The sequence below is a fragment of the Maribacter sp. 6B07 genome (assembly GCF_002700155.1).
GTDB classification, from domain to species: domain Bacteria; phylum Bacteroidota; class Bacteroidia; order Flavobacteriales; family Flavobacteriaceae; genus Maribacter; species Maribacter dokdonensis.
In genome coordinates, this window is sequence record NZ_PDUT01000002.1 from 514,365 (window position 1) to 532,023 (window position 17,659).

A 17,659-nucleotide genomic window follows, 5' to 3' on the forward strand; every position below is an offset into this window, starting at 1 on the left:
AAATTTATTTTAAGATTTTATTTTTTTATACGAACAACACCGTTGGGTCGATAGACGTATTTAATTTTTTTGAGTTACTATTCTATGGTATTAGTATTCTTTTTTAAAGGATTTCCTTATAGTTTTGGAGGAGATATTGATATTAAGTTGAAAAATGACCGCATTGAATATTTATATAGCAGATGACGATTTAGAGGATCGAAGTTTTTTCATAGAGGCATTAGATGATTTACCATTGACTACAGAGGTAACTCAATTTAATAATGGTGTTGACCTTATGGATAAACTTTTCTCTGATGACAACTTACCGCACGTGATTTTTCTTGATTTGTACATGCCTATTATGGACGGATTTGAATGTCTGATGGATATAAGAAACTTTAAAAAGTTCAATAATATTTATATAATTGCCTATTCAGGAATTTATAGGGAACGTGAGGTAAATCAATTAAAAGAAGATGGGGCAAATTTATTTTTAAAAAAATCTTCGTCTTTTAAAGAATTGAAAAAATTGTTACTTAAATCTTTACATAGGGTCAAAGGCTCAAATAAGAATGAAGTTGAGAATGGTGAATTTATAATATTGTCATAAGCAGCTTGGTACAACTGAAATATCTACATCTGTAAAATTGTAGTTGAGATCTTCCTAAATAACCTTAGGATTTAGTTCTTTGTGATAAAGATCATCCATGGTTGTTTTAAGTTGAACAAGCATTTTTTTAAAGGAAATTTCTTTTGTTATAAAACGAACCGCACCCATTTCCAATATTTTTTTACGGTCTGTCTCAGATGATGATGTGGAGTATATAACTACAGGAATCTTACTTAAAAAAGTGTTGTTTTTTAATATAGAAAGGCACTCAAAGCCATTCATAATGGGCATGTTTAAATCTAGAAAGATAAGCTTTGGAACAATACCAGCAGTTATGGTAGATAGTATATAAGTAATTAAAACTTCACCATTATGAAAAAGTTTCATATTAATTTCAGGGAAAATTTCTTGCATGGCCTCAGCAAAGAACATTCTGTCATCTTCATCATCGTCGGCATAGGCTAAAGGGCTAAAAACATTGTAATCTTTCATAGTATATTGTATTAAGAAGCTTAGAGCCCTATTTTGTTTAAAGTTATACTAACAAGTCAAGTTATGGTAACAATATCAAATAAACTTGTAACAGTATTGGGCTGAAATTCTTTTTGTAAAGTTTTTTTCAGTGATTGACAGATAACCAGATATTGTAAGATAATTGTTGGTCCTGTTAAACTGTAATAATTAGCATATTCATTACAGTTTACTACTATATATAAATAATATGTTAGTCAGATGTGTTGTAATCGGAACATTTGACTCATTAAATTGTCTTAAATAGGTAGTCTCTATGCTTAAAATTACCGAAAAAACTTAAGAATTCTCTCAGTGTAGGTAAATAAACTGTTAAATTAGATCTATCAAAATGGAAATTTGGTGGTATCTAGATCATGAATGCCAAAATATGAATGACATATTTTTACTAAAATGCCATAAATCATTATTTATTTCTCAAGAATGTCTATAAAACCTAAATTGATTGCTTAGAATAGAAAGGAATCGTTGATAATTCCATTAAATTCTTTTAATGATGCAAAAACATAATGAACATGGTATGGCTGTAAACTCAGATTTTGGGGTCAACGCAGCGTCAGAAAAAATACCGAAAATGAGCAATCAAAAAGTTTTTGTAGTTAAGAATACCGAAACGGTAATCTGGAAAAAATTAATTGATGGAGATGAATCTGCCCTAGGCGATTTATATAATATATATGTAGACTGTCTTTTTAGTTACGGTATAAATTGTACCAAAGACAGAACATATGTTATGGATTGTATTCATGACTTATTTGTAGATCTATTTAAGTACAGGGAAAACTTAACAATGACAGATAATGTAAAGTATTATTTGTTTAAAAGTTTGAAGCGAAAAATAAATAGAAAATACGCTACTAAAACAATTTCAATATCAGAAGAATATCAATATTCTTTACATCAAGATACAAGAAACTATACGAATTCTTGTGAGGAAGATATTATACGAACAGAAAGGTTGACCGAAAAACGAATGATTTTGGCAAATGCGCTAGAGTCGTTAACAAAGAAACAACGAAAAGGTTTGTTCTTAAGGTTCAATCAAGATAAGAGCTACGAAGAAATTTCTGAAATTATGGAAGTTTCCGTACAGACAGCCAGAACTATAGTGTATAGGGCCTTGAAAGCCTTAAGGTAAATTATTCTAATAATTTTCTTTAGAAAACTGTCTATATAATTACAATTTCTTACTTATTGTTTACGAGTACCTTGATAAGGTTTATTTAAACCTAAATCATAAAATCAATACCTAACTATGGAAAAAATAAATCCTAAAAATATCAATTTTTCATCTATGACTGAAGAAGAGACTTCAGCTTTGAAAAATAGGATTTTCAATACAATACATAAAAAGAAAACTAGAAAAAGAAACTTTTGGTTTTCTGGCTTGGCAGCTGCGTGTTTGGCAGGTTGCATAGGTCTTACATTTTATTTTTACAACACCTCTTATACATCAAGCTCCATTACCGATTTTGTAAACTCTACCTCTTCTGAAAATGAAAATCATAAAGAAGGTGAAGTGGTACTTACGTTGGGTGAAGGCAATAGTTTAAAAATTAAAGAGGATGTGGCATCAATCAACTATTCTGATTCTGGAGAGAATGTAACTATTGGTGCAAATGAGGTAGTGAATCAAAAAGCGACCAAAAACAAAAAATCTGTATTCAATACCCTTTGGGTGCCTTACGGTAAGCGTTCTAATCTAACACTTTCCGATGGAACTAAAGTATGGCTTAATTCAGGTTCAAAATTGGTCTACCCAATAGCTTTTAATGGTGACAAAAGAGAAGTTTACATTGAGGGTGAAGCAATCTTTGAGGTAACCCATAATAAAAGCAAACCTTTTCATGTAATTTCTGACCACCAAGTAGTAGAGGTCTTAGGAACTGTATTTGGTGTCACTAATTATCCAGATGAAACCGAAACCAATACTATTCTTAAAAGCGGTAGTGTTCAAATAAGCTTCAAGAATATTAAGAATGATTCTTCACATTCAGATAAAATGAAGATTACTCCTGGTACAAAGGCAAGTTTTGATAAAGAGAATAAAAGTATTGTTTCTGAGAAGGTAAATGTTGAAAATTATTTTTCTTGGAAGGAAGGTGTACTAATATTCAAGAATAATGACCTTCAATATATTATGAAACGTATTTCTCGATATTACAACATTGATATTGTCATAGAAAACGAAAACCTGGCCAAAGAGACTTTTTCTGGTTACCTAGATTTAAATGAAGACATCAATTCCGTAATACATAGTATTAAGGAAAGTACCAATATGGAATACGTTAAAACAGAAAATAAAATATTAATCAAGTAACACCTAACGCCAATGAACTGAAAACATATTATTTTTTTGAAGTAGCAATTATTAAAAAAGCCAGAAGATGTTCCCGCATCTTCCGGCAATTAATTTCAATATTGCTGTTTTGCAGCAACATTAAATAACCAACACAAAAATATGAAAAATATCATACCAGTCGGAATTCTAACGATTATGAGAATATTTCTACTATTTATCGGAATAGGACTTTCATCAGTTTACGCTAACTCAGTATTTGCACAAAACAAAATACAGGTAGACGTTAACAATATCTCTGTGGAAGCATTTTTCGAAAAAATACAGAATACTAGTGATTATGTCTTTTTTTACAAGGATAATGTAATCAAAACTGATAAGAAAATATCGGTAAAATTGAAAGATGCCCCCATGAAAATCGTTTTGGACAAAGCTTTTTCCAATACCGATTTAACTTATAAGATTATTGGCAATCAAGTTATTGTCAAAAAAATGCCCCCTAGCTCCCCAAAAACTTCTTTGGAATTTGATGCTGTCGTTCAAACTACAATAACAGGAAATGTTACGGATGCTACTGGCCAACCATTACCAGGTGTAAATGTTTTAATTAAAGGTACCACTGTTGGAACTCAATCTGATTTTGATGGTAACTATGCCATTGATGTTACAGACGGTACTGCACTGGTTTTCTCTTACATAGGTATGCTGACCAAAGAAGTAGCTATCGATAACAGATCTGTAGTGAATGTGGTACTCCAAGAAGATGTGGCTTCTTTAGATGAAGTAGTGGTTGTGGCATATGGTACGTCTACTAAAGAATCTATTACGGGTTCTGTAGGTGTTGTTAGAAGCGAAGAGTTAGAGCAAGTACCTGTTTCAACATTTGAGCAAACATTAAGAGGTAGTACAGCAGGTTTGCAAGCTAGTGCGGTAGATGGTGCTCCAGGAGGAAATACCCAAGTTCGTATTAGAGGTATAGGTTCTATATCAGCATCAAGTGAACCGTTATATGTTATTGACGGAATCCCAGTGCAAAATGGTAGTATTGGTACCATTGATAACGGTGGTAGTAGTACCAACGTTATGGCATCGATCAATCCAAATGATATTGCATCCATTTCGGTTTTAAAGGATGCTGCCTCCACAGCAATATATGGTTCTAGAGGTGCCAATGGTGTTATTTTGATTACCACAAAATCCGGTAGTTCCGGTAAAGCAAAAATCACCTTAAAAACACTAACAGGTTTTAATTCACAGGCCTATAATAATATATTAAAGCCATTGAATGCTGCAGAGTACACGGAACTTTTTCTTGAAGGCTATGTGAATTTAGGTGACACACCTGAAGAAGCGCAAGCAAGATTTGATGCTACTTTTCAACAATTAATAGATCCTTCAACCGGTGAGCCTACAGATACCAATTGGTTAGATGCTATAACTAGAACAGGAATTACCCAAAGTTATGATCTTAGTGCTAGCGGGGGAACAGAAAATTTAAAATACTTTTTCTCTGGAGCCTACTATGATCAAGAAAATTATATTATTGGATCTGGCTTTAATAGATTAAGTGCCCGTAGTAATATAGAATTTAAGGCAACCGATTACTTAACGGTTTCAAATAATATTTCTGTATCTAACAGTACTACGAATACTTTTTTTGATGGTGGTTCTTTTAATAACCCTTTTAAAAACTCGTTAGAGTTATCACCATTAATTCCAATCTATGATGAGGAAGGTAGATTTAATGGAGAGCATGCGGATTATTTTCCTTTAGGAGGCGCCAACCCGGTTGGTGCTCTAAGTGGAGATGATTTATGGGAAAATAAGCAATTTAGGGTGATAGATAATTTTGCGGTTTCTATTAAACCGGTTAAGAATTTGACCTTGCGTTCGCAGTTAAATTTCGATTTACTGACATTGACGGAATCTCAATATCAAAACCCTAGATATGGCGGCGGTAGAAACTCCGGTGGTATTGGTTATGAAGCAAATACTTCTCTTAGAACCTTTGTGGGTACACAAACTGCAGATTATAATTTTAGCTTAGGCAATAACCATAACTTCAATGTTTTAGGTGGTTTTGAAGCGCAGGAAACTGTTAGTGAATCTTCTAGTGCATCTGGAACTCAATTTCCTAACCAAAGTTTAAGAACTTTAAATAGTGCATCGGCAGAATTTGCTATTAGTGGTTCAAAATCTGAATACACTTTTGTTTCTGCTTTTTCTAGAGCAAACTATAACTACGATGGTAAATATTTTCTTTCTGCGAGTTTAAGACGAGATGGTTCTTCTAGATTTGGTGCAGATAATAGATGGGGTACTTTTTATTCTTTTGGTGGTAGCTGGGTTGCTAGTAACGAAGCTTTTTTAGAAGATGTTTCTTTTCTTAATTTATTAAAAGTAAGAAGTTCTTGGGGTGTTACGGGTAATGCTGCTATTGGAGATTTTCCATCACAAGGTCTTTATGTTTATGGCCAAGATTATGATGGTAATCCTGGTGGTAGTCCAAGTCAAATTGCAAACCCTGATCTTACTTGGGAAAGTCAACAGAATTTTAATGTTGGTGTAGATTTCGGGCTATTTTCTAAAATTAGTGGTACGGTTGAGTATTTTGAGCGTACTTCTTCAGACCTTATTCTAAATGTACCGATTACTTTAACCTCTGGTTTTTCTTCATTGACCCAAAACTTTGGTGAAATGAAAAACACAGGTTTTGAAATTTCAATGAATGCAGATATCATTAGTAATGATGATTTTAATTGGAATGTTGGTTTTAATACCACCTTTTTAAAGAATGAAATTACCGAACTAACAGATGATTTTACAGATGGTGCTTATAGAAGACAAGAAGGTGAGGATTTTCAATCTTTCTATTTGTATAGTTGGGCAGGTGTAAACCAAGAAAATGGTGATCCACAATGGTATACAGATGCATCAAAAACTACGATAACCAATGACATTAGTGAGGCAGAGCGTTTTTTGGATGACAAATCCGCTACACCTGAGTTTTTCGGTGGATTTAATTCCATGCTTTCCTATAAAGACTTTAGCCTTAGTGCCAACTTTATCTATTCTTATGGGAACTATATTTTTGATTCCAGGGCAAGAGGTACATTAGGTGACGGTAGGCTTACACCAAGAAGTACGGCAGATTTTATTTATGATAATAGATGGCAGCCTGGTTCAACAGATGCTTTAGTACCTCAGTTTGTTTGGGGTGGTCGTAACGGTAGTAATGAAGCTAACCAAACTAGATGGTTGTATGACGGTAGTTATATTCGTTTAAGGGATTTAACGGTTGCCTATAATTTTAACAAAGATATTACTTCGCTATTAGGCTTGAATTCAATGAGATTGTATGCTAGGGGAACAAATATCCTAACTTTTGTAAAAGAGGATATCCTATACATTGATCCAGAACAAGGTATTGATGGTAGTTACACAGGTCAAACACCTGCAGTAAAGACTATTTCCATTGGTTTAGATATTCAACTTTAAATGATGACACACATGAAAACATATAAAATATTCATATTAACAATAATGACTGGACTAGTATTCTCATGTTCAGACTCATTTTTAGAATTGACTCCGCAACAATCTGTTTCGGATACGGATGCTCTTTTGGACCTTGATGGTTACGAATCGTCAATTACAGGTATATATAATAAACTTTCCGGAGCAGAATACTACGGGCGCTACATGATTATGATACCAGATGTTTTGGCAGATGACGTTAAGCAAAATAGTCAGGCCAATAGAATTGTAGATTATGCTGAGCATATTCAAAGAGTATCAGATGGTCAGGCATTGGCTTTATGGGGTAGTGCCTATGAAGGTATTAATGCAGCAAATGCCATCATAAATTCTGAAACAATTTTAGCTGATGCCGTTTTAGATGAGCAAAATCACATTGTTGGTGAGGCTTATGCATTAAGAGGTTTAATATATTTTGATTTGGTACGCATGTTTGCCCAACAATACAATTATACGGCAGATGCCAGCCATTTAGGTGTACCCATCGTATTAAATTTTGATTTGGACAATGAACCAGCTAGAAGTACCGTAGCAGAAGTGTACGAACAAATTATTTCTGATATGACCACAGGAATCTCTTTAATGAGCGATAGTTCCAGAAGTGGTAATTCAAATACGTTATCCCCAAATGCAACAAGGGCTTTATTGGCAAAGGTTTATCTATTTAAAGAAGATTGGAACAATGCAGAAGCTATGGCTAGTAGTGTTATAGAATCTGGAGATTACAATTTAATTTCTAACGATAACTATTATGATTTATGGACTACGGATAATAGTGCCGAATCAATCTTTGAAATATCAATGACCGAAACGGATAATGTTGGTGGCAACGGTATTGCAGGTCTTTATCTACAAGCGGGTTTTGGAGATTATCTACCTTCTAATGATGTCGTTGATCTTTATCCGGAGAATGATGCACGTTTGAGCACATTTGAGGTTGACCCTTTATTGACCGGGGAATTTGGCCCATATAGAATGATAAAGTATGCGGATATCAATGGGTTTGACAATGTGAAAGTTGTAAGACTTGCTGAAATGTATTTAATACGTGCCGAGGCTAGAGCTGAAATTGGTGCGGATATAGCGGGAGCACAAGATGATTTAGATATGGTACGCCAACGTGCAATAGCGGATGAGCCAGATAATGCAGATACTGGTGATGCCCTTAAGGATGCAATATTTTTAGAAAGAAGATTGGAATTAGCCTTTGAAGGACAACGTTTGTGGGATCTAATGCGTAATCAAATGGATATTGTTAGAACCAACTGTACTGCTCAGACTTGTACTATTCCTTATGGTGCTGATACGGTTATTATGCCTATACCACAGGATGAAACAGATGTTAACCCAAATATAGAACAGAATCCTGGGTATTAATATTTAGGACTGATTTATTGGTTATTAAACACATTGAGAGGCTGCATTGGTTCTCTCAATGTGTACTCTATTATCTTAAAAATATAGGATTTTTTTTCTTTAAAACTCGAAAAACATATGAATACACAACGTAGAAATCTATCGAAATTACTTTCGTTAGGAGCATTATTTCCTGGTCAAGCTGCTTATTCGTTAAATACTATTTTAGAATCTATAGATACTGATCCAAATTCAGAATTTAATAAGCAGTTATTATACAACATAGGGGAAAAGGGAGTTGAAAAATTATATAAAAAGGCTATTGTAAATGACGGATTGGTCATTGTCAGAAATTGGAATGAAGAATCGTTTAAGGCTCTTGCCAAAACTGGTTATACGGGTTTTAATGCTTCTGTAGTATCCGGTGATTTTAACCGGGGAATGGAAAACCTGACCAAATGGCAAAATATTATAAAAAATAATTCTGATAAACTTATTTTGGCTACCAGTGTAGATGATTATTATAAAGCTAAAAAGGAAGATAAGGTTGCCGTTATGTTAGGTTTTCAGAATGCAACAATGCTTGGCAGATCCATTAAAAATTTAGATACGTTGTATGATGCTGGTATGCGTTGGATGCAATTAACCTATAATCAGCGAAATTATTTAGGTGATGGTAGTACTGAACGTACCAATTGTGGCCTATCGGATTTTGGGGTAGAGGTCGTAGACCGCATGAACGAGTTGGGTATTATTGTAGATTTATCCCATTGTGGAGAACAGACTACCAATGAAGGTATAGCCCATAGTAAAGCACCGGTATCCATAAACCATTCCATGTGCGAGGCTTTGCACAAAAACCATCCAAGAGCCAAGAGAGATGAACAGATTAAGGCCATGGCAGACAAGGGAGGTGTAATGGGTATTATTTGTTTGGGGTACATGATTGGTCCAAACCTTGGTACGGATACTACCTTAGAAACATATGTTGACCATATTGACCACGCAGTTAAAATTGGTGGTATTGACCATGTTGGTTTGGCAATTGATTACCCTATAGAAGGTCTAGAAGCCAATGGCGCAACAAGAGAAAATTGGTATGTACCAAGATTAACCCGTTTTAAACCATCTTACAAAGTTCAATGGCCACCATGGATACCTGAACTTGACAAAACAAGTAGGTATTTGGAAGTAGCCAAAGTTTTAGATAAAAGAGGGTATAGCACAGGAGATATCGAAAAAATACTAGGGCTAAACTGGTTAAGACTCTACAAAGAGACCTTAAAACCATAATCAATAATTGTCCATAAAATTAGAGATAATAAATTCTAACCAAGAGTATGAAAAACCAATTATATTTTGCGCTATTATGTTTAGGTTTTGTGAGTTGTTCAGACGCTCCAAAATTAGAAAATGAAAGTGGTGAAAAAACGAATTACGATGTTGTGTTTCGTGAAAAACTTGCCGGTAAATATAAGAAATGGGAAACGGCAGATAATAGCTTTAAATATTTTTATACCTATACGGATAGAGGACGTGGACCAGAGGTTACTGAGGAGATAAAACTGAATAGCGACAACTACATCATTTCGGAATCTATTACCGGTGTTAACTATTTAAAAGATTCCATTTCTGAAAATTTTAGTGGTGTTGACGGTTCTGCTTCTTGGAAAAATCCTATGAGTGAAGATAAAGCCGATTTTAATGGTAAGGCACTTTACTTTAGACATGATGGGTCACCTGCGGTGTATGAAATTATTGCCCAGCTTTTAACTACATCTGAGAATAGTAAAGTTGCCCTTTATCCAGAAGGGGAAGTAGAGTTGGTAGATCAGTATTCAATAACGCTTTCAGATAGTACTTCATTAAATCTATTAATGATCAAAGGGCTAGAAATGATTCCTAGATATCTCTGGATGAAGGATAATGAAATGATCGCTAGTATTTCTGGTAATCTGCATATCGTTAGGGAAGATTTTAAAGCGTTTAGAAAAGAATTACAAAGCTTGCAGAGTACATATGAAGATGAATATCTTTTCAAAATTGCAAAAGAGCTTTCCAATAATATAGATAAGGTAATTATCAAAAATGTAAATGTCTTTACACCTGAAGGTACCATTGTAAACAATCAAGATGTATTTATTGAAGGCAAAAAAATTAAATCCATAAAGCCATCCAAAGGAAAAGTTTTGAATGGAACTGCGCAGGTAATAGATGGTACGGGTAAAACACTTTTACCTGGTATGTTTGATATGCATACCCATAATACCAAATTTAGGGGACTGCTACACTTGGCAGGTGGTATAACCTCTGTTAGGGATATGGCTAATAATAAGCAATTAAAGCAGTTAAGTGCCCAGTTTGATAACAATGAAATTATAGGTCCCAATATTGTCATCTTTTGTGGAATTATAGACGGTTCCGGACCCTTTGCAAATCAAAGAAACGTAGTTGATAACTTGGAGGAAGGTTTGGCAGAAATTCAATCGTATAAAGATTTAGATTATGATCAAATTAAGTTATATAGTTCTATTAGACCAGAATGGGTTAAACCTTTGGCAGCCAAAGCACATGAACTAAATATGCGTGTAAGTGGACATATACCGGCGTATATGACGGCAACTCAAGCAATAGAGCAAGGGTATAATGAAATTCAGCATATGAATATGTTGTTCTTAAATTTCATGTCAGATACTATTGATACTCGTACTCCTTTAAGGTTTACTATGGTAGCTAACCATGGGGCGGATGTGGATTTAAAATCTAAGGAGTATCTGGATTTTGTGTCCTTATTAAAATCCAAGGATATTGTTATTGATCCTACGATATCTCTTTTTGAAAATATGTTTATTTCCAAAAAGGGAGTGCCTAGCCCAACGTATAGTAAAATCATGAAGAGATTACCACTGATTGAGCAACGGGCTTTTTATAGTGGCGGACTTCCAAAAGAAGGTGATAAAGCAGCTTTGTTTAAGGATAGTTACATGAATATGCTAAATGCATTAAATGATATGTACCAGAAAGGTATTTCAATAGTACCGGGTACGGATGGTTTACCGGGCTTCTTATATCATAGAGAATTAGAATTGTATGAGTCAGCGGGTATACCTGCAGCAGAAGTATTAAAAATGGCGACCATTAATTCGGCAAAAATTTCGGGTACGTCAGACTATTTGGGTTCCATAGAGGTTGGTAAAAATGCAGACCTAATTCTTATAGATGGTAATCCAATAGAAAATATTAGTGATGTTAGAAGGGTAGAGTGGACCATAAAAGGAGGTACTATTTTTTATGCGGATGAGCTTTACAACAAAATGGGTATTAAACACTTTAAATAGATAACAATGAAAATTAAACTTATAATAATCTTTTCTTTTTTAATAACCACGGTTAATGCCCAATCAATTGAGTTTTTTACCAGTGGTAGATTAATATTGGGTACACATAAAGAAAGAACGGCCTCCGTAGGTGTCGGTGATATAGATAATGATGGTGATGCCGATATTTTGGTGGCTAACGGGCGTCACTGGCCAGGACAGAACAGGGTATTTGTAAATAACGGAAGAGGTGTTTTTACAGTTTCAAAAGAACTTGGCTTTGAAAGTGAAACTACCTATTCTACTGAACTTGCCGATTTTGATGGCGATGGTGATTTAGATATTGCCGTTGGTAATGATATGGCACCTAACTATATCTTCATTAATGATGGAAAGGGAAACTTTGAAAGAGCATCTAGTTTTGGTGTAGCATATGCACCAACTAGAAATATTGTGGTAGCCGATATTGATCAAGACGGAGATAATGACATTTTAATTACCAATAGGGGAAAAGAAAATGAAATTTGCCTTAATAACGGTGATGGAACTTTTTCTAAATCCATCGGTTTTGGAAATAAGGAAGATTCTACCATAGATGTGGAAGTTGCTGATATGAACGGTGATGGTAACCTTGATTTGATTTTGGCGAATAGAGATGACCAACCAAATATGGTGTATTTAAATGAAGGTAATCTAAAGTTCACCAAGAAAATTCCCTACGGAACAGGTAAGGATATTACACGTTCTGTAGCAATTTCAGATATTGATAAAGATGGGTTTTTAGATATTGTTACGGCAAATATTGGTGAGCCAAATGTTATTTATTTCGGGGATAAAAAACAAAGCTATCAGCGTAAAATGGAATTTGATTCCAGTCTTGATAAGTCGTACGCTATTTCTTTGGGTGATTTGGATAATGATGGCGATATGGATATTATCATAGCTAATGTTCAAAAGCCTAATGCTGTATTTATAAACTCTGGTGACGGTAACAATTGGGAGCGTGTACAATTGGCAAAAGAGAATTTTAATACCTATGATATTACGGTTTTTGACCTCAATGGAGATGGTAAACTGGACATCATTGAAAGTAACTCAGACGAAATAAACCGATATTACTTCAATAGGTTTACTCCAAAATTTCCTTAAATAACAATCTTGAACAGACATTAAATATAGTAACCAGCATAATGATATGAATTTGAAAAATCTTTTAAAGTGTACTTTTCTAGTACTCTTGTCCGCATGCTCTTCAGAAACTTCAGAATGGCAAAATTTTAATGATGAAGGTGTGTTTTTGGTATATCGAAGACAATCACAAATAGGGAAAGAGTCTTACTCCATAACATCTACTAAAGACACCATTACGGTTACCTCTATACAAGGGGAGAATGAAAGGGGGAGAATTAGTGGAGTAGAGTCTAAACTATTTTTGACTACAGATTTAGAGCCTATATCGTATTTCAGTCGTCGTATTTCTAATAATGATACCACCAATATTATTAAAATGGAGATACAGGGTGACAAAGTATCGGTTTGGGAAAAACATTTTGATGTTGTTGTTAGCGATAAAAAAGATGCATTCTTTTTAGTGAATAGTAACATACCTGCAGGAATTGAAATGATGCTATATCATTATTATTTCAAACAGCATAATGCTTCCTCTATACCAACCTTGCCTAGAGGAGAAGTATCTCTTACCCATAAAGGAGAGGATATCGTGAAAATTAAGGGTGAAGATGTAGCCTTGGATCGGTACGTTGTGGAAGGTATCAACTGGGGCGGCAGAACTATTTGGTTAGATAAGTCAAAGAACTTGGTAGCGGTAGTAAAGGCTAATACCCAGATTAGAGAGTTGATTAAAGAAGGCTACGAAGAAGCCAAATCACTTTTTATTAAAGGCAATGTTGAAGAGCAAATGGCTCAACTTACAGATTACACAACTGCACTAAAAGGAGAGCACTCGGAAATTACGGCTTTAGTTGGGGGTAATGTAGTTGATGGTGTGCAAGATGATGTACAGAAAAACATGACCATAATCATTGAAAATGGAAAAATAAAGCAAATAGGTAGTTCCCCCGAAATTACTATTCCTGAAAAAGCTAAAGTAATAGATGTATCTGGTAAAACTTTAATACCTGGTATGTGGGATATGCATGCACATTCTAATCAAGTGCAATGGGCACCGGCATATTTAGCTGGTGGGGTTACTACCATACGCGACAATGGTAATGAGTTGGAGTTTGCCACTGCTTTTAGGGATGCTATTGCAAAAGATGGGGCTACAGGTCCAGATATACTCTTAGCCGGAATGACAGATGGACCCGGTATTAAAGGTAACGGAATAATTAGGGCACGCTCAGCTGAAGAGGCAAAAGAGGTGGTTAAGTTATACCATGATAATGGATATGAGCAAATTAAAATTTACACATCCATAGAGCCGGAAATATTAAAAGTATTGGCAGAAGAGGCACATAAATTTGGGATGACAGTAACGGGGCATGTACCTGCCTTGGTTGATGATGCTCGTGTAGCTGTTGAAAGTGGTATGGATATGCTTAGTCACTACAATAGAATTTTAGCAGCTTTATTCACAGATAAAAAAGTATCTGATTTAGGTCCATTTTTTATGGTGGATAATGAGGTGACAGATGAAATGGTTAATGATGCTATTGCATTTTACTTAAAGCACGGGACCGTTCTAGATGTTACTCTTGGGCTAGGTGTGGTACGTACCTTACCAAAAGGACAGGTAATGGAAACTATAGAACCGGATGCGGGTAGAATGGCTTACGAACTTTTCGAAAGTAAAAGATTTAGAGCTGGGACAGGTGAAGCGCGTGCTAAAAAACTAAAGCAGAATATCATTAAATCCGCAGAGGTGATTGGTAAATTCTACAAAGCCGGTATTCCTGTGGTTGCGGGAACGGACAATTTTGCCCCAGGATTCGGATTATTTCTTGAAATGGAATCTTATGTTAAGTATGGAAATCTTACTCCTTTAGATGCAATAAAGATGGCAACGATTATTCCAGCAAGAGCAATGGGCTATGATGATGTTACCGGAAGCATAGAAGTGGGTAAACAAGCAGATATAGCTATTCTTGATGAAAATCCTTTAGAGAATATAGATAATATAAGAACCGTTTCGTCTGTACTTACCAATGGTAATTACTATGAAAGTGAACCGTTATGGATTGCGGCAGATTTTAAACCTACCAGAGATTAATAACAAGAACTTATAGAACCATATGAAGAATACTTCTAATTCGCGAAAAGTAATAGTTTTATTGTTTTTTTGCTTGTGTTCAAGTGTACATTTTGTTTGTGGGCAAGAACTTAATTTAAAATATCTTGGCGTAGCAGGGTGGGAAATTTCAAATGATAGTCTCACTATTTTAGTAGACCCTTATATATCTAGGCTTAAACTAAAAGGTAATCCTCGTTTTTATGCAGAAGGTGATGATCGTAAAATTTATAGTGGTGATGACGTTTATGAATCTGATACTGTTGCCATAAATAAAATTATTACCAAGGCAGATTATATTTTAGTGCATCATTCACATACGGATCACTTAGCAGATGTGCCTTATATCGCTAAAAAGACCGGTGCAGTGGTTGTTGGTACCGAAACTACGGCTACTATTTTAAAAGCATATGGAATCCCAGAAAAACAATTGATTACGGTTAAAGGTGGTGAAGACTATCAATTCGATAATTTTTCAGTTAGGGTAATACCTTCTATTCATTCGGCATTAGGAGATAAGCGTTATTTTGATTCAAAAGTATATTCGGACCCAGAGGAACTAAAAATACCTTTAACGGTTGAGGAATTTATAGAAGGTGGTTCTCTTATGTTTTTGTTACGAATAGATGCTCACAAAATACTTACCTCGGGTTCAATGAATTTTATAGAGAGAGAAGTAGCTGGATTAAAGCCTGATGTATTGATACCTGGTATTAATCTGTCTCGATTGGAAATATATAAATATACAGAAAGGCTGTTAGAGCTAACCGGATATCCAAAAACCATAATTCCTGCACATTGGGATAATTTTAGGGTACCATACGGTTCTTCGCAAGAAGACCCAATTCAGAAAAAGGTAATGCCATTTATTGATGAAGTAAGAGCAGTTTCGCCAGCAACTAAAGTTATAGTGCCGGTTCATTTAGAGACCATTACTATTCAATAGAAATATATTTTAAAAATTAATAATCGATAAGCATTAATAAAACTATATAATGGCAGCAGCACAAACCAATCCGTTATGGAAAGAGGCTAAGATTAAAAATTACTTACCACATATGACGGTGCCAGAGGTAGAAAGCTTTTTGGAGCGATCAGATATGGTTATTATACCTATTGGTGCTTTAGAGCAACATTCTAGCCATTTGCCTATTGGTACAGATTTTATAAACGGTGTTGAACTTTGTAAGCTTATTGCCCAAGAGCGAGAGGTATTGGTTGCGCCTGTATTAATGGCTGGTCAGTCTCCATACCACATGGCTTTTCCGGGTACAATTTCTTTAAGTGCAGAGACCATTGTCAAAGTACATATGGAAACGGTTGAAAGTTTGGTGCAAAACGGCTTTAAAAGATTTATATTTATGAACTCACATGGTGGTAATAGAGCCATCACCACTTTTCTCGTAGATCAAATTAATCAAAAAACGGCAGCTGTTGCGGTAGATTTTAGTGTAGCCGTATCTCCTATTCTTAAACCAGAAAATACTAAAAATACCACTTCTTTAGATAGGCATGCGGGTGTTAGTGAAACATGTGATAGTTTGTATTTAATGCCCAGTTTGGTAGAAATTGAAAGAGCTACCGATCCAGGAATGAAACTACCAAAACACCTGGAGAAAATGCTTCCAGAAGTTATTAAAGGGGAACCTACTGCTAAGTTGTTATTTCTATCCGAAGCATTGAAAGCAGAAGAAACGGGTAAAAAAACATCTACCATAGAAATGACAAAAACCGGAGTTTGGGGAGAATTAAACCCTAATCAAGCTACAGTAGAAAGAGGGGAAGAGCGTGTTTCGAAAATGGTGGCTGCATGTACAGGTTTTATTGATAAATGGAATGAGTTAACACAACAGACTATATAAAAGCATACAATTATGATAAAGATTAAAATCTTATTTCCCGTTTTAACGCTATTATGTTTTGTGTATGCTAAGGCTCAAGACAGTATTCTTTTTCCAAAGCCGCAAGTGGTTTTGAAAATTGAACCATCTGAAACTGACAATAGAATAACAAAAGCCGATACCCCTCATTTAATAGCTTATAATCCTTCTAATGAACAGGGTAAATTGTTACTATTTATTCCGGGTACCAATGGTATTGCGTTAAAAGGACCTAAGAATTTATTCGCTACAGCTATAGAACAAGGGTATGCTGTAATTAATATGTCATATATAAATACCCCTGCCATTGCAAGGATTTGTAAAGGTGAAAATCTAGAAGCAAATGCAAACTGTGCTGCAGATTTTAGAAATTGGAGAGTGTACGGTAATACGGAATTTCCCCTCATTGAAGATGCATCTTACGATGCCATTGTCAATAGGCTGACCAAGCTTTTAATGTATTTATCGGAAAATGATAAGCAAGGTAATTGGAGCCGTTTTTTAGAAAATGGTTCGCCTAAATGGAGCGAAATAGCTTTGGCAGGTCAATCTCAAGGTGGTGGTATGTCTGCCTTTATCGCAAAAACAAATTTGGTAGCTAGAGTAATCGATTTTTCAGGTGGGTGGGATTATTCCGCTAAAAATGAAATTGCAAATTGGTATTCTTCTGCCAGTGTTACTCCTGTAGACCGCTATTATGGAACGTTTCATAAAAAAGAACCTATGGCGGAGACTATTGAAAAAACCTATAAAGCCATGAATATACCAGAAGATCATATTTATGGTTTTGATCTGGAAGTACCTAAGGGTAAGCGGGCGCACTCTAACGGAGTACGAAATTTGGGTTATAAAGACCAGTGGATAGCATTACTTGGAAAAGGTAATTAATTATAAAAGCAT

General features: G+C 35.0%; 13 protein-coding genes. 12 read left to right on the plus strand and 1 reads right to left on the minus strand.

Translation table 11 applies throughout. The annotated features are described in order from the left end of the window. The first annotated feature begins 154 nt into the window (after positions 1-154). Complete coding sequence (locus CSC80_RS11940) at positions 155-592, plus strand: response regulator (protein WP_099192080.1); 438 nt, start codon at positions 155-157, stop codon at positions 590-592. 54 nt (positions 593-646) lie between these two features. On the opposite strand, the gene CSC80_RS11945 is transcribed toward CSC80_RS11940, so the two are convergent. After that, positions 647-1,084 carry a response regulator gene (locus tag CSC80_RS11945; protein ID WP_099192082.1) on the minus strand — a complete coding sequence of 146 codons (438 nt, stop codon included), beginning with the start codon at positions 1,082-1,084 and terminating at the stop codon, positions 647-649. Between the two features lie 532 nt (positions 1,085-1,616). Between CSC80_RS11945 and CSC80_RS11950 the strand changes: the two genes are divergently transcribed. The 11 genes from CSC80_RS11950 to CSC80_RS12000 all read left to right on the plus strand — a co-directional run bounded on the left by CSC80_RS11950 (position 1,617) and on the right by CSC80_RS12000 (position 17,647). Next, positions 1,617-2,261: a sigma-70 family RNA polymerase sigma factor gene (locus tag CSC80_RS11950; protein WP_082642855.1), complete on the plus strand. Its 645-nt coding sequence runs from the start codon at positions 1,617-1,619 to the stop codon at positions 2,259-2,261. A gap of 117 nt (positions 2,262-2,378) precedes the next feature. Continuing rightward, positions 2,379-3,443, plus strand: a complete 1,065-nt coding sequence (locus CSC80_RS11955) for a FecR domain-containing protein (RefSeq protein ID WP_099192084.1) — start codon at positions 2,379-2,381, stop codon at positions 3,441-3,443. A 141-nt stretch (positions 3,444-3,584) separates the two neighbouring features. After that, positions 3,585-6,920, plus strand: a complete 3,336-nt coding sequence (locus tag CSC80_RS11960; RefSeq protein ID WP_099192086.1) for a TonB-dependent receptor — start codon at positions 3,585-3,587, stop codon at positions 6,918-6,920. Between the two features lie 12 nt (positions 6,921-6,932). Next, positions 6,933-8,336: a RagB/SusD family nutrient uptake outer membrane protein gene (locus CSC80_RS11965; protein ID WP_180268615.1), complete on the plus strand. Its 1,404-nt coding sequence runs from the start codon at positions 6,933-6,935 to the stop codon at positions 8,334-8,336. 117 nt (positions 8,337-8,453) lie between these two features. Next, entirely contained in the window at positions 8,454-9,608 is a 1,155-nt protein-coding gene (locus CSC80_RS11970) for a membrane dipeptidase (RefSeq protein ID WP_099192090.1), read from the plus strand. Between the two features lie 47 nt (positions 9,609-9,655). Beyond that, complete coding sequence (locus CSC80_RS11975; RefSeq protein WP_099192092.1) at positions 9,656-11,653, plus strand: amidohydrolase family protein; 1,998 nt, start codon at positions 9,656-9,658, stop codon at positions 11,651-11,653. A 6-nt stretch (positions 11,654-11,659) separates the two neighbouring features. Next, positions 11,660-12,781 (plus strand): VCBS repeat-containing protein, encoded by a 1,122-nt coding sequence (locus CSC80_RS11980; RefSeq protein WP_099192094.1) that lies wholly within the window; start codon positions 11,660-11,662, stop codon positions 12,779-12,781. Positions 12,782-12,827: 46 nt separating this feature from the next. Next, the gene (locus CSC80_RS11985) at positions 12,828-14,861 is read left to right on the plus strand and encodes an amidohydrolase family protein (RefSeq protein ID WP_099192096.1); all 2,034 of its coding nucleotides are present in this window, start codon (positions 12,828-12,830) and stop codon (positions 14,859-14,861) included. Between the two features lie 22 nt (positions 14,862-14,883). Next, entirely contained in the window at positions 14,884-15,825 is a 942-nt protein-coding gene (locus CSC80_RS11990; RefSeq protein WP_099192098.1) for an MBL fold metallo-hydrolase, read from the plus strand. A 49-nt stretch (positions 15,826-15,874) separates the two neighbouring features. After that, positions 15,875-16,741: a creatininase family protein gene (locus tag CSC80_RS11995; protein ID WP_099192100.1), complete on the plus strand. Its 867-nt coding sequence runs from the start codon at positions 15,875-15,877 to the stop codon at positions 16,739-16,741. A gap of 12 nt (positions 16,742-16,753) precedes the next feature. Further along, positions 16,754-17,647 (plus strand): hypothetical protein, encoded by an 894-nt coding sequence (locus CSC80_RS12000; RefSeq protein ID WP_143751747.1) that lies wholly within the window; start codon positions 16,754-16,756, stop codon positions 17,645-17,647. The last annotated feature ends 12 nt before the right edge of the window (positions 17,648-17,659 follow it).